Below are 19,372 nucleotides of genomic sequence, written 5' to 3'. Positions count from 1 at the left end.
AGGAGAACAGCTCCGTTCGGAGAATGGTGTTCGGCTGCGGTGGTCGCGTCTAGTCGCCGAACGGGCCGAGCCCGCCCATGCCGCCACCGCCGCCTCCGCCGCCGCCCTGCATCTGCTTCATCATCCGCTGCATGTCGCCGTCGCCCATGCCCTGGAACTGCTTCATCATCCGGGACATCATCTTGTGCTGCTCCAGCAGTTCGCGGATGGTCTCCTCCTCCTTGCCGGAGCCGCGGGCGATGCGCTCGATCTGGCTCTGGCCGATCGAGCGGGGGTTCTCGAGTTCCTCCTCGGTCATCGAGTCCATGATGACCTCGAAGTCGACGAGCCGCTCCTGGGTCATGTCCATGGCGTCGTCGGGTAGCTGGTCCTTGATGCCGCCGCCGAGGCCGGGGATCATGTCGAGGACCTGGTCGAGCGGCCCCATCTTGTTCATCGCGTTCATCTGGTTGCGCATGTCCTTCAGGGTGAACTCCCCCTGCATGAGGTCCTCGGGGTCCCAGTCCTCCTCCTCCTGGGTCTCGGCCATCGCGCGCTCGACGCGCTCGGAGAGCTGCTTGAGGTCGCCCATGCCGAGCAGCCGGGAGATGAACCCCGAGGGCTCGAAGCGCTCGATGTCCTGGACCTCCTCGCCGGTGCCGAGGAAGGCGATGGAGGAGTCGGTCTGATCGACGGCCGCGAGGGCGCCCCCACCCTTCGCGGTCCCGTCGAGCTTCGTGATGACGACGCCGTCGATGCCGACCGCGTCGTGGAACCGGTCGGCCTGGTCCTTCGCGCCCTGGCCGATGGCGGCGTCGAGGACGAGCAGGTTGCGGTCCGGCTCGACGACGGACTCGATGTCCTCGAGTTCGTCGATGAGGTCCTCCTCGAGGGCGTGGCGGCCGGCGGTGTCGACGATGTGGACGTCGGCGTCGGGGGTCTCCTCGAAGCCGCGGCGGGCGATCTCGACGGGGTTCTCCTCGTCGGGGTCGCCGTAGAAGTCCACCTCTGCGCGCTGGCACATCTCCTTGGCCTGGTCGTAGGCGCCGGGCCGGAAGGTGTCGGTCTGGATGACGGCGGGCCGGAGGCCCTTCTTCGAGAACCACCACGCCATCTTCGCCGCGGAGGTGGTCTTCCCGGAGCCCTGGAGGCCGGCGAGCATGATGGTCTGGTCCTCCAGCGGGAGGTCGGTCGACTCGCCGACGAGGTCGACCATCTCCTCGTAGACGATCTTGAGGACGTGGTCCTTCGCGGTCGTTCCTGACGGGGGTTCCTCCCGGAGGGCGCGCTGCCGGATGGAGTCCGAGAGGTCCATCACGAGGTCGACGTCGACGTCGGCGGAGAGCAAGGAGCGCTGGATCTCCTTGACGATCTCCTCGACGTCCTCTTCGCTGAGGGTCGTCTTCCCCTGGAGCTTGTCGAGCGTCCCGCGGAGGGAACTGCCCAGGTCGTCGAGTACCATTTGTGACGGGTAGACGGTCCAGCGGGTAAAGGCTTTGTTCGTCGCGACGCGCGAGGGGCCGAGTCGGGAACGGTCGGCGCCGGCGCGCTGAAACGGCGCGTCGACTTCACGCCGGTTCTCAAGTTTTAATTGCCAGTGAGCCGCAATAGCGGTATGTCAGCGGTCGGAGCCTGGTCACTCGTCCCGCCGTTGCTCGCCATCGCTCTCGCGATCGTCACCCGGCAGGCCGTCCTGTCGCTGTTCCTCGGCGTCTGGTCGGGTGGCGTCATCTCGCGGTTCGCCGACAGCGTCGACCTCGCCCGCGAGGCCGCCGGTTCGCTCGGCCTCGGAGGCGGCGCCGCCGACGCCGTCGGCGCGGTCGTCGGCGCCCTCGTCGCGCTGCTGTGGGGGCTCGTCACCGCCTTCGACTGGCTGGTGCAGGCGATCCTCGTCGACGACGGGTTCCACGTGGAGATACTGCTGTTCACGCTGTTGCTGGGGTCGGCGGTCGCGTTCGTCTGGCGGCTCGGCGGCGCCTACGCCGTCCGCGACTGGGCGCTCCAGCGGCTCGACACCCAGCGGCAGGTCGGGATCGTCGCCTGGGTGCTCGGACTGCTCCTCTTCTTCGACGACTACGCCAACACCGCCATCGTCGGCAGCTCCGTCAAGGAGGTCTCCGACAACCTCCGGGTCTCCCGCGAGAAGCTCTCCTACATCGTCGACTCGACGGCCGCCCCGGTCGCCACCCTCGGCATCTCCTCGTGGGTGGCCTTCCAGCTGTCGCTGATCGGGGAGGGGTACGCCGAGGCCGGCGTCCCCGAGGGCGAACGCCCCGCCGCCTTCGAGGTGTTCCTCCAGTCCATCCCGTACAACATGTACGCCATCCTGGCCATCGTCATGGTCGCGGTCATCGTCCTCTCCGGCCGGGACTTCGGCGAGATGCTCGACGCCGAACACCGCGCGTGGACGAGCGGGCTGGTCAACCGCGAGGACGCCCGGCCGATGCAGGACGTCGCCGGCGAACTCGGCGAGCCGCACGCCGACGACCCCCGGCTGGCGTCGTTCTTCGTCCCCATCGCCGTCCTGGTCGCGGTCACGCTCCTCGGGGCGCTGTGGACCGGCTACGCGCCGGGCCGGAGCCTCTTCGAGATGGTCGTCGAGGCCAGCTACGCTTCCGCGCTCATCTACGGGTCGTTCGCGATGGTCGTCTCCGGCTTCGTCCTCGCGGCCCGCTACGGCATCATGGACCTCGGGGAGTCCGTCGACACGACCATCGACGGCTTCGGCATCATGCTGACCGCGGTCTCGATACTCGTGCTCGCGTGGTCGATCGGCGTGACCATCTCCGAACTGGAGACCGGCACCTACGTCGCCGAACTCGCCGTCGACGCCGTCGACCCGGCGCTGCTCCCGGCCGTCGTCATGCTCGTGGCCGCGTTCATCGCCTTCTCGACGGGCACCTCCTGGGGGACGATGGGCATCGTCACGCCGATCGCGCTGCCGGTCGCCTGGAGCCTCACCGGCGACCACACGATGATGGCTGCGATGGTCGGCGTCGTCTTCTCCGGGGCCATCTTCGGCGACCACGCCTCGCCGATCTCCGACACCACGGTGCTGTCGGCGACGTTCACCGGCGCCGACCTCGTCGACCACGTCCGGACGCAACTGTACTATGCCGCCACCGTCGCCGCCGTGGCGGTGCTCCTCCTGCTGACCTGGGGATTCGGCTACACCGCATCCGGAGGGCTGCCGGACGTCCTGGCCGACAACCTGGCGCTGCTGCTCCTGCCCGTCGGGGTCGTCCTGCTCGTCGCGCTCGTCTACGGGCTCTCCGAGCTCGACGCCCGGCGGAAGGGCGTCGAACCGGTGACCGTGCACGCCCAGCAGGACCGCCCCGCCGCCGGGCCGGACTCGGACGACTAGCGACACGACTTTCTCCCCCGCAGCCCGCCTCGGAGTGTGTTCGACGCCGCCACGCTGGCCGTCTACCTCGCGGCGGCCGTCGCGCTCGTTCTCAGTCCCGGCCCCGACACGGCGTACGTGCTCGCCCGGGGCGCCGGTGAGGGCCGGCGGGCCGGCGTCCTCTCGGCGCTCGGCGTCGCCAGCGGCATCCTGGTCCACACCGCGATGGCGGCCCTCGGACTCGCGGCGCTCTTCGAGGCCGTCCCGCGTTCGCGGACCGCGGTCACGGCGCTGGGCGCGTGCTACCTCGCGTACCTCGGCGTCAGGTCGCTCCGCGCCGCCGACGCCGAGTCCCACGCGACCGGGGGGAACCCGTACGTCCAGGGGCTGACCGTCAACGTCCTCAACCCCCAGGTCGCGCTGTTCTTCCTCGCATTCCTCCCGGGCTTCGCCTCCGAGGCAGCGCCCGCGCTCGGCATGTTCGTCCTCGGCGCGCTGTACGCCGTCATCACGGCCGTCTACCTCGGCGCCGTCGGCCTGCTCTCGGGGACGCTGGGCGGCCGGGGGGCCTGGCTCCGGCGCGCCTCCGGCGTGGTGCTGCTCGGACTCGCCGGCTGGCTGCTCGTGCGGACGCTCCCGGTGTAAGGTTCATATACGAGAACGCGGCCACCCCGGACAGTGACCTGATTAACACCCGTGGCGAACTCGGCGGGAGCCCGGCGCACCTCCGCGGGAGAGATGGCCGACCGAGAGAGGGGTCGACGGTACCTTGCGGCTCGTTCCGCTCGCCACTTGCCTCCCCGTAACCCTCGCTCCGGTCGGGGCACGCTTCGCGCCGGCTGTCAGCCCAACCGGACCGGGTCGTCCGTCGGCTCGATCGTCACCTCGACGCGATCCCCCACGTCGAGGTCGTGGCCCTCGTGGAAGACCACCTTGGCCCCGAACGGCACCCGGGAGGCGAACAGCGACAGCCCAGTCGCCCGGCGTCCGTTCGCGCGGATCGCGACGTCTTCCCAGGTTACGTCCCGGCCGTCGACGCCCCCGACGGCGGTCCCGAGCAGCGACACCTCCCCGTCGGCCGGCGCCAGCACCCCACCCCCGGCGTAGTGGGCCAGCCCGCCGTCGAGCGGAACTCCCTCGTCGCTCGCCAGCGCCGCGAACCCGCTGCCGGCGTGGCCGGGCGAATCCAGCCGGACGTGCGTCGGGCCGGTCTCGACCACCTCGCCGGCGCCGTCCCACCGCACGCCGGCGACGTCGACGTCGGGTGTCAGGGTGAGCGACCCTGAGGCCCGCCGGAGGTTCTGCTCCCGCTTCCGGAACCCGAGGTGGAGGTGCTCGTCGACCCACCGGCCGAAGAAGCCGGACCTGACCAGCGTGCCGAGCCGGTCGCCGACCGCGACCGACTCGCCGGCCGTCACCGACGGGTCGACGTGGAGGATCCGGGCGACGACGTCGCCGCAGTCGACCAGCAGCAGGTGGTCCTCGTCGACGGCGTAGGGCTTCGGCGGACAGCTGACGGTTCGCGTCTCCAGCACCTCGCCGGCGACGGGCGACCGCGCCTCGTCGTCGCCCGGGTAGAGGTCGATCGCACAGCCCCGGTCGTGCGCCGGGTACGGCGAGTTGTACAGGGAGAACCGCTCGTAGCGGCGGACCACCGCCCCGGGCAGGGTGACCATGCCTCGGGTTCGCCCCGCGGCGTTTTAGCCCCGTCGGCGCGTAGCCGGGGCATGCGAATCGTCCGGGGGTCGCTGTCCGACGCCGAGGCGGACGGGGCGGTAACCCGGCGGCTCGCCGACCGCGTCGAGGCGTCCGGCGAGCCGGCGCTGCGCGTCTGGACGCCGCCGCGCCAGGTCGCGTTCGGTCGGCGCGACGCGACCGCCGACGGCTACGAGGCGGCGAGGGCGGCCGCACTCGACTCTGGCTACGAGCCGGTCGAGCGGAGCGTCGGCGGCCGCGCCGTCGCCTACACCGGCGAGACGGTCGCCTTCGCATCCGTGGTCCCGACGGACGACGACCGCGCCGGCATCCAGAGTCGCTACGAGGACGCCACGGACATCCTGCAGCGCGCGTTCCGCGACCTCGGCGCGACCGTCCGGCCCGGGGAACCGGACGACGCGTTCTGTCCCGGCGACCACTCGCTGCAGAACGGCGGGAAGATAGCCGGGCTCGCCCAGCGCGTCCGCCGGGAGACCGCGCTCGTCGGGGGCTGCGTCGTCGCCGTCGAGCGCGACGAGACCGACCTCGCCGCGGTCCTCGACCCGGTGTACGACGCCCTCGGCGTCCGATTCGACCCCGACTCGGTCGGGAGCGTCGAGGGCGCCGGCGGCCCCGGCGACGTCGACCGGGTCGTCGCCGCCATCGAGGACGCGTTCGTCGGCGACCGCGACGCCGACGTCGTCGCGGCCCCCGACCTCGTCGACGGCGCTCCGTGACGCTTACCACGCACCCCCTCGGATACCTGACAATGCTCGTTCGGAACGCGACGCTGGCCGACGGCCGCGTCCGGGACGTCCGCATCGACGGCGAGACCATCGCCGAGGTCGGCGAGGGACTCGAGACCGACGGTGACGTCCTGGAAGCGGACGGAAAGCGCCTGCTCCCGGGGATGATCGACGCCCACGTCCACTTCCGCGAACCCGGCTTCTCGCACAAGGAGACGTGGACGACCGGCTCGCGCAGCGCGGCCGCGGGCGGCGTCACGACGGTGTTCGACCAGCCGAATACCGACCCGCCGACCGTCGACGCCCCGAGCTTCGACGAGAAGGCGGAGCTCGCGGCGGCGTCGGCCGTCGACTACGGCATCAACGGCGGCGTCACCGAGGACTGGAATCCGGATGAACTGCTGTCGAAGCCCCTCGCCGCGCTGGGCGAGGTGTTCCTCGCCGACTCGACCGGCGACATGGGCATCGAGGCCGACCTCTTCGAGGAAGCCGTCGAGCGGGCGACCGACGCCGGCGTCACGGTCACGGTCCACGCCGAGGACGCCGACCTGTTCGACGAGAGCGTGCTGCCACGCAGCACGGAGGACGCGAGCGAGGAGGACACCGACTCGCGAGCCGCGAGGGAGCGCGACGACGCCGACGCCTGGAGCGCCTACCGGACGGCCGAGGCGGAGGCGGCGGCCGTCGAGCGCGCCTGCTCGGTCGCCGAGGAGGTCGGCGCCGAGATCCACGTCGCGCACACCTCGACGCCGGAGGGCGTCGACCGCGCGACCGAGGCGGGGATGACCTGCGAGGTGACGCCCCACCACCTCTTCCTCTCCCGCGAGGACCTCGACGACCTCGGCACGCTCGGCCGGATGAACCCGCCGCTGCGGAGCGAGGAGCGCCGCGAGGCGCTGTTCGAGCGCCTCGTCGACGGCACCGTCGACGTGGTCGCGACCGACCACGCTCCCCACACCCGCGACGAGAAGGACGCGGGCATCTGGGAGGCGCCGAGCGGCGTCCCCGGCGTCGAGACCGCGCTCCCGCTCCTGCTCGAGGAGGCCCGACGGGGGGCGATCGGCTACGAGCGCGTCCGGGACGTCACGGCCGCGAACGTCGCCGAGATATTCGATCTGCCGCGGAAGGGCCGGATCGAGGAAGGCAGGGACGCCGACCTCGTGTTGGTCGACCCCGAGGAGCGCGTCCAGATCCGCGGCGAGAAGCTCCACTCGAAGTGCGGCTGGACGCCGTTCGAGGGCCGCCAGGCCGTCTTCCCCGAACTGACCATGGTCCGAGGGACGGTCGTCTACCACGACGGCGCGTTCGCGGAGGCGGAAGGAGAGAACGTCAGGGAAGCGTAGCGATCAGTCGTCGGCCGGTTCGTCGGCGGCGCGCCCCGCGGCGTGGTCGCCGGCGTGGAGTTCGTGGCCGCAGTTGGGACACTCGTCGTGGCGGAGCGCCGCCGAGGACTCCCGGACCTCGCGCATGACCGTCGAGATGCGCTCTTCGGCCTCCAGCTCCTCGTCGACGGTGAGTTCGACGCCCTCGACCTCGAGCAGGAACTTCGCGACCTCCGTGATCTCGTACATCAGGTCGTCGAGCTCCTCGGCGGTGTAGAAGTCGCACATCGCACCGTAGAGGAACGTCGCGCCGGCCTTCCGGACCTTGTCGTCGAACGACGAGCGGGCCTGGTTGACCGCCTGCGGGCTGTAGGTGTCGGTCATGAAGGGGACGAGTTCGGGGAGGTTTTCGCCGATCTTCGTCATCTCGACGCCGGTCTCGGTGCGGAAGTCCGCACAGAGCCGTGCCATCGCCCACTCGCGGGCGGTGATGTAGGTGCGGTCCCGGAGGAACTCGTTGGCTCGCTCGTAGGTCGACCCGTCGATCTTCGAGAACCGCTCGTACTCGCGGACGTCCTTCGGGACGTCGCTCGCTTCGGTCTCGCGGGCCTCCTCGGTCGGGGGTCGCTGTGCGGCCGGCTCCTCGCGGGCGTCCGGCTGGTCGTCTCGGGGTGGCTGGTCCGACTCGCTCTCGTTTTCGTCGGAGACCCGCCTGAAAGCTGGCGTCAGTTCCGCCGCCTCGTCTCCGGTGTCGTCGGAGACCCGCCTGAAAGCTGGCGTCAGTTCCGCCGCCTCGTCTCCGGTGTCGTCGGAGACCCGCCTGAACGCCGGCGTCGGTTCCGCATCGTCGTCCGTCGCCCGCGCGTCGTCTGTCATACAGGGGGAACGGTGCCGCCGCCGAAAAAGCGTGTCGCCGATGTCTGACGGGCGGCAGACGCCCCGGCGGGCCGAGCCGCCGCGGGTCGTCCGCCCGGTCGGTCCCCGAATGATGCGGGAGGCTTTTGCGTTCCGCGACCAAGCCTCCTCCATGAAGGTGCTGCTGGGTATCGGCGGAAGCGAGGACTCCTTCCGCGCCCTCGAGAAGGCGGTGGCGCGGGCCAAGGAGGCCGGTGACGACCTGACGATCGCGATCGTCGAGAACCCGGACTCGACGCCGGCGCCGCCGGAGGTGCAGGAGCGGGTGGAGGAGGTGCTGGCCGACGCCGACGTGGAGGCGGAGGTCCGGACCCTCAGCGGCCACCCGGGCAGCCAGTTGCTGGAGCTCGCGGAGCGCGAGTCGTTCGACCGCATCGTCCTCGGGGGCGGCCAGACGAGCCCCCTCGGGAAGGTACAGCTCGGCTCCATCTCGGAGTTCGTCCTGCTGAACGCCCGAACGACGGTGACACTGATCCGATGAGCCGCGAGTACCCCGACGAGGTCGCCGGCCCGTACGAGGCGCCCCCGCGGACGTTCACCGACCGCGAGGAACGCGAGATAGCGATCCGGCGGTACGACGACGATTACGAGCGGCTGGTCGAGATGTACCTGTCGTTCGACCCGGAGGACCGCGCCCAGGGGATCCCCCCGACCGAGGAGAAGGGCATCCGCAAGTGGCTCGACGCGCTCCTCGAGGACGACTGCGTCAACGTCGTCGCCTGGCACGACGACGACCCGGTCGGCCACGCGCTGCTCGTCCCGGACCGCCACGACGCCTCGGAGCTGGCGATCTTCGTCCTCCGGGAGTACCAGGAGGCCGGCATCGGGACCCAGCTCATCAAGGGGCTGCTCGGCGCGGGCCGGGAGGCCGGCCTCGACCGGGTCTGGCTGACCGTCGAGCGCTGGAACCACCCCGCCACCGCCCTCTACCGGAAGGTCGGCTTCGAGCCCAGCGACGACGGCGGTTTCGAACTGGAGATGGCCGCGCGGCTGGTCGGCGACGACGAGGACGGCGACGACTGACCCCTAGACGGACAGGACGGGCTGGGAAGCGTGGGCCAGCACGTACTCGGCCGCTTTCTCGATGACCGCCTCGGGGTCGCCGGTAATCGGCTCCCGCGGGACGACGACGAAGTCGGCGTCCAGCATCTCGCTCACGTCGAGGATGACGCTGCCGGGGTGCTGGGCGAGCCGGTCGAGCGAGAACCCGGCCGCCGAGGAGTGGTCGACGGGCACGTCGTGCTCGGCGGCGACGGCCCGGACGCCGGCCATCACCTGCTCGCCGCGTTCGGCGATGGCGGCGGCCTCGACCTTCCCCTCGTGTATCGCGACGGCGGCGCGCTCCCCCAGGAGGTACAGCGCGTGGACGACCGCCTCGTAGCGCTCGGCGACGGCGACGGCGTACTCGACGGCGTCCATGGCCGTCTCGCTGCCGTCGACCGGCGCCAGTACCGTCTCGATCTGCATACTCCCCCACTGGGGGCCGGCCGGCAAAAATCTACCCGCGCCGACCCCGTGTAGATTTATGTCACCGGCGGGCCGATGGCCGGTATGTTCGAGACCGTGGTGGTGGCGACCGACGGCTCGGAGAGCGTCTCGCGGGCGGTCGACTGCGCGCTCGACCTCGCGGCGCGCTTCGACGCCGCCGTCCACGCGCTGTACGTCGTCGACGAGGGTCGCGTCGGGTCGCTGCCGGCGGCCGTCCGCGCCGACGTCCGGCGCGCGCTCGGCGAGCAGGGCGAGGAGGCCCTGGAGAGCGTCGTCCAGGCCAACGACGCGCGCGCCGACCCCGTCGACCTGGAGACGGCCGTCGAGGTCGGCCGGCCCGCCTCGGAGATCGTCGGCTACGTCCGCGAGGTCGACGCCGACGCCGTCGCGATGGGGACACGGGGCCGCAGCGGCGAGCACTCGTTCCTGCTGGGCAGCGTCGCCGAGCAGGTCGTCCGGAGCTGTCCGGAGCCGGTGCTGACGGTGCGACAGCTAGAAGTCTGACCGGTCGGTCGCGGCCTCCGGCCGCCCTCCCGCGGCCCGACCGGCTGGCCGCGCAAGCGGGGGGATTATTGGCCCGGGCGGCCGTCGCGCCGGTATGGACGACCATCTCATCGACGACGAGACGATCCCCCTCGCCCGGCGCTCGGTCCTCCCCGGCGAGGGCTTCTTCACGCCCGACTCCTTCGACGAGGTGCAGGCCGAACGCGAGGCGAAGGAGACCCTCGAGGGCGCCGAGCGGGTCGTCGTCGCCGACCCCGACGCCGACGGCCTCGGCTGCGTCGCGCTCGTCCGGGTCGCCCACGGCGACGCCGCGCTGCTCGGTGCCGGCCCCCACGAGATCGACGAGGCCCTCGAGTACGTCGCCGAGTTCGGCGAACCCGACCTCGACCTCTACGTCTGCGACCTCTGCCCGGACGACGAGGGCGACGTCGCCGCGCTGCCGACGGTCGCCGAGCGCGCCGGCGCGATCCGGTGGTTCGACCACCACCAGTGGGACGACGACCTCCGCGGGTACGTCGCGGAGTACGCCGACCTGGTCGTCGGCGCCTCCGACGAGGTCTGCACGACCGACGTGGCGCTCGACGCCATCGACTACGACTTCCCGGAGCGCTACGCCGAACTGGCGCTGGTCACCCGCGACCACGACCTCTGGCTCCGGGAGGACCCCCGCAGCGACGACCTCGCGGACTACGCCTACTGGGCCGACCCCGAGGAGTACGTCGGGACGGTCGTCGAGCACGGCGCCGACCTGCCGGCCGACGTCGAGGAGTACCTGGCCGAGCGGCGCGTCGAGAAGGAGGCGCTCATCGAGAAGGCGGTCGACCGGGCCGAACTGACGGAGGTCGGCGAGTGGACCGTCGGCGTCACCTACGGCCGCTGCTCGCAGAACGAGGTCGCCGAGGCGATGCGCGAGGAGGGCGCCGACGCCTCGGTCATCGTCAAGCCCGCGGGGTCGGCGTCGATCCGCGGCACGGACGCCTTCGAGCGCTGCCACGAGGTCGCCGGCCAGGTCAACGGCGGCGGCCACCCGAAGGCGGCCGGCTGCAAGCCCGACATCTACGACGACATGCTCGACTACGCCCACCACTGGACGACCCGCGGGGCCGTCACGAAGCAGGTCATCCTCGAGGCGTTCCGCAACCTCGACCCCGCGGACGAGGCCGACGCGTAGAAACCGGGGCGGGCCGCGAGCGGTCGGACCACCGTTTCGGACCGTTCCACTCGTTCATGCCCTGTCGACGGCTTCTAGGAAGGGAATACTGTTCACTAGGTAAACACGATTACACGCTTAGCAACGTAGTAACCATGGTCTCTAGTCCTGTTGGTAACTACATGGCAAGCAGACCACGACTGAACGAGGACGACTACGAGCAGATCGAGAAGTTCCTGAACACCGCGCCGTTCGAGCGCTCGCCCGAGGACCTGCTGCCCGACGAGTGACCCGCCGTCAGGACTCGGCGACCCACTTTTCCGAGTAGGTCGTCCCGCAGGCGCAGGCGGCGTACCCGTGGATGACGTCGCCCTCGGCGTAGATGCCGCCGACCCCCTCGTTTTCTTCCTCCGCGAACGCGAAGACGAACTTCGCGTAGTGGTCGCTGTCGGGTTTCTCGTCGCGCTCCGGACACTCGCCGCCGGTGCAGTCGTCGTGGACGACGCCGTCGGTCTGCATCGCCATCCCGGCGAAGTCCATCGCGTCGAGGCCGGTGGCGCTCTCGAAGGCGGCCTTGCCGTCCTCGCCGGGCAGCACCAGGACGACGCCGTCGTCGACGCGCGTGCCGATGTCCAGCAGGTCGTCCATCGAGCCGACGCCCTCCTCGTGGAGGTACACGAGGATGTCGTCGGGGCGCTCGCCGCGCAGGAACGCCTCGTACAGCGCGCCCGCGGCGTCGTCAGCGTGCCCGCCGGCACGGTCGCCGTCGCTCCCGTCGCTCATCCGTCGAGGTCCTCCGCGATGGAGGCGAGGCTGTCGTCGGGTTCGTCCATCACGTCGTAGACGGCGGTGTCGCCGGGCGCCCGGAGTCCGTACTGCTCGCCCTCGACGACGACGTCGACGAGCGCCGACCGGCCGGCCTCCAGGCCGACCGACTCGACCCACTCGGCGAGGTGGTTCTCGCCCTCGCCGGTGCGGGCCAGTCGGGCGTTGTCGTAGAGGCCGCGGAGTTCGACGTCGCCGCCGAGGCCGACCTCGACGGGCGCGTGGTAGGTCGTCTCGTCGGCGTCGACGCGGACGACGCCCTCCGGGAGGACGCCCTCGGGGACGACCAGTTTCGGGCGGTCCAGGGCGCCGGCCCGCTCGATCGACGCGCGGACGGTCTCGCAGCCGTCGGCAGAGACGCTAGGCATGGGTGTGAATCGGGTGGGGAGAAGGGGTTACTCGTCGTCCTCGTCGCCGCCGAGGAGCTCGTCGACGGACTGGTCGCCGCGGGTGGCGATCTTGGCGTTGATCTGGCGGGTCTCCTCGGAGACCTCGGCGCCGCGGACGGTGATGCGCTTGCGCTCGCCGTCGACGGTCGGCTCGAAGCCGACGCCGCCCTCCGAGAGGATGGCGCGGGTCTCCGTCCCGGAGACGTCGCCGCGCATCGGTCGGCCGGAGTTGTCGGAGCCGCCGGTGATCTCCAGTTCGTAGCCCGGGAGGCCGACGGCGTCGCCGTCGACCGTCTCGCCGATGGATCGGCCGACGAACCGGTTCGCGTCCTGTCCGTCCACGTCGAACGAGTACGTGGTGCCGTCGTCCGTGTCCCCGACGACGACCTGAAAGTCTGCCATACGGGATGGAACTGGACGCGCCGGCAAAAGGGTATTGAAACGAGGCGGCGGCGCCGAACCGCCGACTAGGGGATGAGGCGGCGGCCGAGCCGCGGCACCGCGCCCAGCGCCGACGCCGAGTACTCGACGGCCGACGTCGGCGACGGGAGGCGCGGTGGCTCGCGACGGCGCTGCTCCAGCCGGACCGCCGAACGGTCGGCCCAGGGCGCGTCGACAGCTACAGTCCGAGCACGGCGACGCCGACCAGAACGACCGACAGAAGCGCGGCCGCCACGACCAGCACGGGGAGCGGATCTCGTCGCATACGCGGGCGGACGGACGGGACGGGCCTATACCCGCCGGAAGCTCAAACGCGCCTTTGAGTCACTCGTCGCGACCCCGGCTGTCGCCGCCCCCGTCCTCGTCCGACAGACCGCTCTGTTCGACCTCGAGGTACTGCACCTGGATCTGGACGTCGAGACCGTGCTCGGCCTCCAGCCGCGTTGCGAGCTGGCTCGCCAGCGGTGGCCGCTCGGCGTCGGGGGGGACGCCGACCCGGACGACGACCTCGGTCGGCCGCTGGAAGAGGAAGTAGTCGGTGGTCGTCCGGATGTTCAGGTCGAGGAGTTCGTAGCCGGCGTAGGCCGACTCGTCGAGTTCGGCGGTCACCGAGTCCCGGATGTCCTCCTCGGTCGAGGCCGACTGGTAGGAGTCGTAGGTGACGCCGCCGAGGAACAGCGACAGCACGACGATGGCGCCGACGAGGATGGCGACGCGCTTGACCGTCGCGATGCGGGCGCGGTCCCGCCGGAAGAAGTGCTCGGGGTGGTAGCCGCCCCACCACAGCACCACCAGCGCCGCGAGGTTGATCGAGAGGACGTTCACCGCCGTGAGGACCGCCGACCCCAGCGCCAGCGCCGGCTCGCCGTAGGCGATGCCGATCCCCACGGTCGCCGCCGGCGGGATGAGCGCGACGGCGATCATGACGCCGACCAGCGCCGCCGAGATGCCGGTCATCAGGCTCAGCGCGCCGGCGACGCCGGCGCCGATGGCGACCGCCAGCGACAGGAAGTTCGGCGAGAGCCGCTCCTCGACCTCCGAGAACGACAGCGGGTCGAGTCCGGGTGGCACGAGGTTCGTCAACTGGACGAATATCGAGAACGCCGTCGCCGCCATGATGGCGATCAGGACGCCGAGCATCTGCAGGATGATCCCCCGGCGGAACAGGTCGGAGTCGCCGACGACGCTGCCGACCGCGGCCGCCATCGCCGGGCCGATCAGCGGCGCGATGACCATCGAGCCGACGACCGTCGCCGGCGAGTCCAGCAGGAGCCCCGCCGTGGCGATGATCCCCGAGAGGACCGTCATCACGACGTAGGTCGGCAGCGCCGACGCGAGCTCCTCGGCGCGGGCCTCCAGCTCCTGTCTGGCGATGCGCTCCTCGCTGTCCTCCCGCTGGGCGTACTCCTCGGTCAGGTCCTCGAACTTCGCGGAGACGACGGTCTCGGCCTTCATCACGACCGTGTACGCCTCCCGGTCCAGGCCGACCTCCCGGAGCTCCTCGAGGATCGGCTCGACGGCGTTGGTCGGCAGCGGGAAGTAGACGACGCCGGTGTACTCGCGGCCGCTCGTCTCGTCGGTGACGACGTAGTCGATCCCCTCCCCGTCGAGGACGTCAAGCACCGTCTCGCGCTTGCCCGCCGGGATGGTCACCTGGACGAGTCGCACAGCGGACCCTCGACGCCCTGGCGAATAAAGGCCCGCGTTCGTCGTCGGGCGCGGCACCGCCCGGCGTCGCCGGCTCCCTGTCGCGCCTCTCCCCGACCCCGAACTGTCCCTCACTGACTCCCGCTTCCGCAGCTTCGACCCGCTGACGGCCCCGGCTCCGGCTCCCGCTCTGTTTATTCAGCAACCACAGAAGATATTTAATGTCTCGACCCGTCGCTACGTCCGCGGGGGATGCACCTGCCGACGCGCACGAGCGGCCCTCCACGGTCCGGGCCCGTCGGGTCCACACTTTCGTCGTCCGCGCTTTTCGCGTCCGTACCGCTCCGTCGACGCGTTCGCTCCCGGAGCCCCGGACCGGTCGGCTTATCCGACGTAGCGGCCAATCCAGCGTATGTTCGAGACCCGTCCCGACCGCGACGCGGAGGTCGTCCTCCTCGGGCGGTCCAACGTCGGCAAGTCGACGTTGATGCGGGAGATCACCGGCCACAGCAAGTTCGCCACCGGCGGCAGCCCCGGGGTCACCCGGAAGCCCAACCACTTCGACTGGACCGCCGAGGACTTCGTCGTCACCGACCTCCCCGGCTTCGGCTTCATGTCCGGCGTCCCCGAGGACGTCCGCGAGGACATCAAGACCGACGTCGTCCGGTACGTCGAGGCCAACGCCGACAAGATCCTCGTCGCCGTCCTCGTCGTCGACGGGAAGGCCGCCGTCGACATCATCGACCGCCACTCCGGCCCCGAGGAGATCCCACACGTCGTCGAGCTGTTCGGCTTCCTCCAGGAGCTGGACGTCCCCACCGTCGTCGCCGTCAACAAGATGGACAAGGTCGACGACGAGGACGAGCGGCTCGACGCCCTCGCCGAGCGACTCGGCCTCTATCCTCCCTGGCAGCAGTTCGACGACATCATCGCCCCCATCTCCGCGAAGCGCGGCAACATCGACGCGCTGAACGAGGCCGTCCGCCACCACCTCCACGAACAGCAGCGGGACGACCTGTTCAAGTTCTTCTAATCCACTTTTTGCACGGGCCGGCTTCGCCGGCCCGGCAAAAACTTGGGGAAAACATGCGCGCGTGCTCCTTCCGCGCCCTCCGGGCGCGTCAGTCCGCACGCGCTACGGCGACTCGGCCTTCGGCCTCGTCGCCGAGAACCGCCTCGGGGGCGTTCTTCGAACGCCCACTCGGCGGATGCTTGCTATTTGACCGGCACAGCTACGTCTGATCGAGTTCAGGATTCGCCGATTCGAAGTACGACTGTACGGCCTCGCAGAACCGGTCGACGGCGCCCGCTTCCTCGAGGTCGAGGATCGGCTCGATCAACTCCAGTTCGAGGACGACGATGCCGCCGTCCTCGTCCCGGACGTAATCGACGCGCGCGTACGGGAACGGGTCCCGGCGGTCGAGGACGTCGCGGGCGGCGCGGCAGGTCGTCGCGGCCGCCTCCACGATGGACTCCGGGGGCTCGTAGTCGTGGTCGTCGCCCTCGAACCGGGTGACGTCGTCGGGGGTCGTCGGGCTGTTCCAGGCGTGGCTGTACTCGCCGCCGAAGAACGCGATCGACCGCTCGCCCTCGGAGATGTCCGGGCAGTACGCCTGGACGAGCGCGTCGCCGTCGGCGAGCAGGTCGGCGAAGCGGTCCTCGAACTCGCCGGCGTCGGCGGCCTGTACCCGGAAGACTCCCTCCGAGCCGGTCCCGACTGCGGGCTTGACGATCGCCTCGTCGAGGCCCAGCCGTTCCAGTTCTGCTTCGAGCGTCGTCTCGGCGCCGCGCTCGACGACGGCCGTCTCCGGGACCGGTACGCCCTCGGCGGCGAGGTCCGCCACGTAGGACTTGTGCATGTTCCAGCGCAGCACCGACGGGGGATTGCAGACGGTCACGTCGGCGCGTTCCATCGCGGCGAGCAGCTCCCGGAACCGGTCCGGGTCGGTCGGGTACTCGTAGCACGAGCGGACGAGGGCGAGGTCGTAGGTGTTCCAGTCGACGGGTCGGTCCCAGCGGACGGCGTCGACGGCGAGGCCGCGGTCCTGGAACCACTCGGCGGCGCGCTTACCGTCGTCGGTCAACTCGGGCGCCTGGTCGCCGGTCACGACGGCGAGCGCGGACCCTCCATCTGCGGACGACTCCTCGGCGGGCATACCCGGCGAACGCGCCGCTCCTACAAATCAGGACTGAAGCGCGTCGCGCGTAACGGTGGCTCGGGAAAGTCCCTCATCACAAGGGGCTCAGAGGGGGTAACTGTCGTCACCGCCACCGGCGCGGAGGTAGGAGCGGCGCCGGCAAAAGCCACTCGCTTGCGGCGTCGCCGCTAGCGGGTCAGGTCCGCCAGCAGCGCGAAGTGGTCCGAGGGGTAGCGGGCCCGCGCGTCCAGGTCCGCGAGGACGCCGAACCGCGAGACGTCGAAGCCGTCGACGAACACGTGGTCGATCCGCTTGCCCGGCTGCGGTTCCTCGAAGCTGTTGTACGTCACCTCGGGGCCGTGCGGGGCGTCGGCCGCGGTACGGGCGTCGCGGAAACCCGCGCCGGTGAGCGTCCGGTAGGGGCGGTCGCCGGGGGTGCAGTTGAAGTCGCCCGCCAGGACCGCGGGGGTCTCGCGGTCGCCCAGCCGGTCGGCGAGCAGGTCGGCGCCGCGGCGACGCGCCTCCCCGCTCACGTGGTCGAAGTGCGTGCTGACGACGGCGAACCGGTCGCCGGTCGCGTCCTCTTCGAGCGTCGCCTCGGTCGTCACCCGCGGGATGGCGGCGTCCCAGTCGTAGGCGTGGAGGTCCCCGGGCGTCTCCGACAGCGAGAACGACCCCCCGTCGACGACCGAGAACCGGTCGGGACGGTAGCCGATCGGCGTGTGCTCGCCGTTCGAGGCGTCGCTTGCCACCCACTCGTAGTCCGGGAGGCGCTCCCGGAGGTCGGGCAGTTGCGCCTGCCAGACCTCCTGCAGGCAGACGACGTCGGGGGCGTGGAACCGGAGGACGCTGGCGACGCCGTCCCGACGGTTCTTCCAGGCGTTCTCGCCGGTGTCCAGCCCCGCGTACCGGAGGTTGTACGAGCAGAGTCGGAGTTCCGGTGTCACTCGTCCCACCCGCCGAGGTCGGCGTGGTTCGCCGCGACCGACTCGACCTCGCCGACCGAGAGCACGCCGTCCTCGGTGACGACCCCCGCGAAGAGCCCGGCGGGCGTCCGCTCGAAGGTCGGGTTCAGCACCTCGAAGGGCGCCGAGCGCTCGTGGACCGCCTTCGGGGGGCCGGACTCCAGTTCGACCGCCGCCTCCGGGACGACCTTGTCGCGCGAGCAGACGGCGTAGCAGTCGACGTCCGACTCCCGGGCGGCCAGCGCGGCGAGTCGCGTCCCGACCTTGTTGACCACCGCGCCGTCGGACAGCACCGAATCGGCCCCGACGAGCACGGTGTCGACGGCCTCCTCGGCGACGACGTGACCCACGGCGGCGTCGACGCACAGCGAGACGTCCGGCGGCGCGTCCGCCTCGGCCAGCTCCCGGGCGACGCCGACGCCCTCCTTGGCGGGCCGTGACTCGGCGACGAAGACGGCCTCGGGGTCGGCGGAGCGGAGCGCGTCGAGGACCGTCCCGGACCGCGAGAGCGTCAGGACGCGGTCGCCGACGACCTCGGCTGCGTTCGCGGCCGCCTCGCCGTCGGCCCGGACCGCCCGCTCGCAGCCGTCCAGGGCCGCCTCGAGGACCGACTCGGGCGTGGCGTCGGCCTCGCTCAGCACGCGGTTGACCCGGTTGGCGACCACGCCCATGCTCGGCCGGGCCGCCTTCAGGTCGCGAGCGAGCGCCGCGAGGGCCGCGTAGTCGCCGTCGCCCGAGCCGGTCTCCGTGGCGCGGTCGCGGAGCACCTCCAGGGCCCGCAACGAGACGTAGGCGGACCCGTGGTCGTCGTCCCCCCGGACGGTCTCGACGGTCGGCGCGACGGCGGCGTACGTCTCCCAGAGCCGCGGGACCGTCTCGCGGTCGAGGATGGCGGGCGGCTGGACCCACTCGTACTCGGCGACCTCCTCGTTGGGTTCGACGTCGGTCGTCGCGCAGTCGAAGAGGTACGGGTGGACGACCCACCGGACGCCCCGCGACTCGTCCTCGACGTGGAGGGGTTCGCCGGAGCGGACGACGTCGGCTGCACCGAGCAGGCCGACCTCCTCGTGGATCTCCCAGCGGGCGGCCTCGTCCGGCGTCCCCTCGGCGAACCCGGAGACGCCGCCCCACCTCCCCGGGTAGGTACCGACCGCGTCGCTCCGCCGGAGCAGGAGCACGTCCGGCCCGTGCCGGAGGAAGCAGGTGACGACGGCTCGCTCGTCCATACCCCGCGCTCGTCCCGCAAGGGGTTATATTCCGCGGCCGGTAGAACCGCCCATGCAGGTCGTCCTGGCGAGCGACACGCACGTCAAGTCCCGCGCGCCGGAGCTCCCGGCGTGGGTCCGCGAGGCGCTGCGGGCGGCCGACCACGTCGTCCACGCCGGCGACTTCGACTCCCGGCCGGCCTACGAGGAGATCCGCGAGCTGGCCGCCGACCTCACCGCCGTCGGCGGGAACATGGACCGCGCGCTCGACCTCCCCGCGGTGGCGACCGCCGACCTCGGCGGCGTCCGGTTCGTCGTCACCCACGGCACCGGCCCCGACGAGGGCTACCGGCAGCGGGTCGCCGAGACCGTCGCCGACCGCGCCGCGGCGGACCGGCCGACGGTCGGCGTCTCGGGTCACACCCACCAGGTGCTGGACGTCCGCGTCGACGGCTACCACCTCCTGAACCCGGGCAGCGCGACCGGCGCCTGGCCGGCCCAGGAGGCGAGCCTGATGGTCGCCGAGGTCGACGGCGGCGACCTCGACGTCGAGGTCCGGCGCGGGTAGGCCGTCGGCGTCGCCGGTCGTCACCGCGGACGGCGGGCCTCTCCGGTAACGC

Annotated in this window: 21 protein-coding genes; 10 read left to right on the top strand and 11 right to left on the bottom strand. The window is 71.3% G+C overall.

Features of this window, described 5'->3' with window-relative positions:
• Positions 1–49 precede the first annotated feature (49 nt).
• Positions 50–1,441, bottom strand: coding sequence for a signal recognition particle protein Srp54 (locus HWV07_RS10210; protein WP_178334200.1), 1,392 nt, complete (start codon positions 1,439–1,441; stop codon positions 50–52).
• Positions 1,442–1,594: 153 nt separating this feature from the next.
• On the opposite strand from HWV07_RS10210, the gene HWV07_RS10205 reads away from it, so the two are divergent.
• Both HWV07_RS10205 and HWV07_RS10200 read left to right on the top strand, forming a co-directional pair.
• Positions 1,595–3,343, top strand: a complete 1,749-nt coding sequence (locus HWV07_RS10205) for a Na+/H+ antiporter NhaC family protein (RefSeq protein WP_178334199.1) — start codon at positions 1,595–1,597, stop codon at positions 3,341–3,343.
• A 36-nt stretch (positions 3,344–3,379) separates the two neighbouring features.
• Positions 3,380–3,967 carry a LysE family translocator gene (locus HWV07_RS10200; RefSeq protein ID WP_178334198.1) on the top strand — a complete coding sequence of 196 codons (588 nt, stop codon included), beginning with the start codon at positions 3,380–3,382 and terminating at the stop codon, positions 3,965–3,967.
• Positions 3,968–4,164: 197 nt separating this feature from the next.
• Here HWV07_RS10200 and HWV07_RS10195 read toward each other — a convergent pair whose 3' ends face one another.
• Positions 4,165–4,998 carry a DUF8155 domain-containing protein gene (locus HWV07_RS10195; RefSeq protein WP_178334197.1) on the bottom strand — a complete coding sequence of 278 codons (834 nt, stop codon included), beginning with the start codon at positions 4,996–4,998 and terminating at the stop codon, positions 4,165–4,167.
• Positions 4,999–5,049: 51 nt separating this feature from the next.
• Here HWV07_RS10195 and HWV07_RS10190 point away from each other — a divergent pair, with 51 nt between their 5' ends.
• Positions 5,050–5,754, top strand: coding sequence for a lipoate--protein ligase family protein (locus HWV07_RS10190; protein WP_178334196.1), 705 nt, complete (start codon positions 5,050–5,052; stop codon positions 5,752–5,754).
• Between the two features lie 32 nt (positions 5,755–5,786).
• Complete coding sequence (locus HWV07_RS10185; protein WP_178334195.1) at positions 5,787–7,106, top strand: dihydroorotase; 1,320 nt, start codon at positions 5,787–5,789, stop codon at positions 7,104–7,106.
• A gap of 3 nt (positions 7,107–7,109) precedes the next feature.
• Here HWV07_RS10185 and HWV07_RS10180 read toward each other — a convergent pair whose 3' ends face one another.
• On the bottom strand, positions 7,110–7,961 hold the full coding sequence (locus HWV07_RS10180; protein WP_246279740.1) for a DUF5806 family protein: 852 nt from the start codon (positions 7,959–7,961) through the stop codon (positions 7,110–7,112).
• A 151-nt stretch (positions 7,962–8,112) separates the two neighbouring features.
• Here HWV07_RS10180 and HWV07_RS10175 point away from each other — a divergent pair, with 151 nt between their 5' ends.
• Together HWV07_RS10175 and HWV07_RS10170 are read left to right on the top strand one after the other, a co-directional pair.
• On the top strand, positions 8,113–8,481 hold the full coding sequence (locus HWV07_RS10175) for a universal stress protein (protein ID WP_178334194.1): 369 nt from the start codon (positions 8,113–8,115) through the stop codon (positions 8,479–8,481).
• Positions 8,478–9,023 carry a GNAT family N-acetyltransferase gene (locus HWV07_RS10170; protein WP_178334193.1) on the top strand — a complete coding sequence of 182 codons (546 nt, stop codon included), beginning with the start codon at positions 8,478–8,480 and terminating at the stop codon, positions 9,021–9,023. The genes HWV07_RS10175 and HWV07_RS10170 overlap by 4 nt, the downstream gene beginning before the upstream one ends.
• Before the next feature lie 3 nt (positions 9,024–9,026).
• Here the strand turns inward: HWV07_RS10170 and HWV07_RS10165 are convergent, their stop codons facing one another.
• Positions 9,027–9,467 carry a universal stress protein gene (locus HWV07_RS10165; RefSeq protein WP_178334192.1) on the bottom strand — a complete coding sequence of 147 codons (441 nt, stop codon included), beginning with the start codon at positions 9,465–9,467 and terminating at the stop codon, positions 9,027–9,029.
• Between the two features lie 84 nt (positions 9,468–9,551).
• Between HWV07_RS10165 and HWV07_RS10160 the strand changes: the two genes are divergently transcribed.
• Together HWV07_RS10160 and HWV07_RS10155 are read left to right on the top strand one after the other, a co-directional pair.
• Positions 9,552–9,992, top strand: coding sequence for a universal stress protein (locus HWV07_RS10160; RefSeq protein ID WP_178334191.1), 441 nt, complete (start codon positions 9,552–9,554; stop codon positions 9,990–9,992).
• 94 nt (positions 9,993–10,086) lie between these two features.
• Positions 10,087–11,163 (top strand): DHH family phosphoesterase, encoded by a 1,077-nt coding sequence (locus HWV07_RS10155; RefSeq protein ID WP_178334190.1) that lies wholly within the window; start codon positions 10,087–10,089, stop codon positions 11,161–11,163.
• Between the two features lie 276 nt (positions 11,164–11,439).
• Here HWV07_RS10155 and HWV07_RS10150 read toward each other — a convergent pair whose 3' ends face one another.
• From HWV07_RS10150 to HWV07_RS10135, 4 genes are all read right to left on the bottom strand, one after another.
• Positions 11,440–11,925 carry a DUF5807 family protein gene (locus tag HWV07_RS10150; RefSeq protein ID WP_246279739.1) on the bottom strand — a complete coding sequence of 162 codons (486 nt, stop codon included), beginning with the start codon at positions 11,923–11,925 and terminating at the stop codon, positions 11,440–11,442.
• Positions 11,922–12,335, bottom strand: coding sequence for a DUF7112 family protein (locus HWV07_RS10145; RefSeq protein ID WP_178334189.1), 414 nt, complete (start codon positions 12,333–12,335; stop codon positions 11,922–11,924). Before HWV07_RS10145 ends, HWV07_RS10150 begins: the two co-directional genes overlap by 4 nt.
• 27 nt (positions 12,336–12,362) lie before the next feature.
• A complete protein-coding gene (locus HWV07_RS10140) occupies positions 12,363–12,758 on the bottom strand; it encodes a 30S ribosomal protein S6e (RefSeq protein ID WP_178334188.1) in 396 nt (131 codons plus the stop codon).
• Positions 12,759–13,121: 363 nt separating this feature from the next.
• Entirely contained in the window at positions 13,122–14,465 is a 1,344-nt protein-coding gene (locus tag HWV07_RS10135; RefSeq protein ID WP_178334187.1) for a TIGR00341 family protein, read from the bottom strand.
• 391 nt (positions 14,466–14,856) lie between these two features.
• Between HWV07_RS10135 and engB the strand changes: the two genes are divergently transcribed.
• A complete protein-coding gene (gene engB, locus HWV07_RS10130; RefSeq protein ID WP_178334186.1) occupies positions 14,857–15,477 on the top strand; it encodes a GTP-binding protein EngB in 621 nt (206 codons plus the stop codon).
• A 199-nt stretch (positions 15,478–15,676) separates the two neighbouring features.
• On the opposite strand, the gene HWV07_RS10125 is transcribed toward engB, so the two are convergent.
• From HWV07_RS10125 to HWV07_RS10115, 3 genes are all read right to left on the bottom strand, one after another.
• On the bottom strand, positions 15,677–16,600 hold the full coding sequence (locus HWV07_RS10125) for an ATP-grasp domain-containing protein (protein ID WP_178334185.1): 924 nt from the start codon (positions 16,598–16,600) through the stop codon (positions 15,677–15,679).
• A 170-nt stretch (positions 16,601–16,770) separates the two neighbouring features.
• Positions 16,771–17,529 (bottom strand): endonuclease/exonuclease/phosphatase family protein, encoded by a 759-nt coding sequence (locus HWV07_RS10120; protein ID WP_178334184.1) that lies wholly within the window; start codon positions 17,527–17,529, stop codon positions 16,771–16,773.
• Positions 17,526–18,773, bottom strand: a complete 1,248-nt coding sequence (locus tag HWV07_RS10115; protein ID WP_178334183.1) for an eIF2B alpha/beta/delta subunit family protein — start codon at positions 18,771–18,773, stop codon at positions 17,526–17,528. Before HWV07_RS10115 ends, HWV07_RS10120 begins: the two co-directional genes overlap by 4 nt.
• Before the next feature lie 52 nt (positions 18,774–18,825).
• On the opposite strand from HWV07_RS10115, the gene HWV07_RS10110 reads away from it, so the two are divergent.
• Positions 18,826–19,320 carry a metallophosphoesterase family protein gene (locus tag HWV07_RS10110; protein WP_178334182.1) on the top strand — a complete coding sequence of 165 codons (495 nt, stop codon included), beginning with the start codon at positions 18,826–18,828 and terminating at the stop codon, positions 19,318–19,320.
• The last annotated feature ends 52 nt before the right edge of the window (positions 19,321–19,372 follow it).

The sequence above is a fragment of the Natronomonas salina genome (genome assembly GCF_013391105.1).
Classification (GTDB): domain Archaea; phylum Halobacteriota; class Halobacteria; order Halobacteriales; family Haloarculaceae; genus Natronomonas; species Natronomonas salina.
The sequence above is the reverse complement of the archived record's forward strand: the minus strand, read 5'-3'. Positions and strand labels throughout refer to the sequence as shown.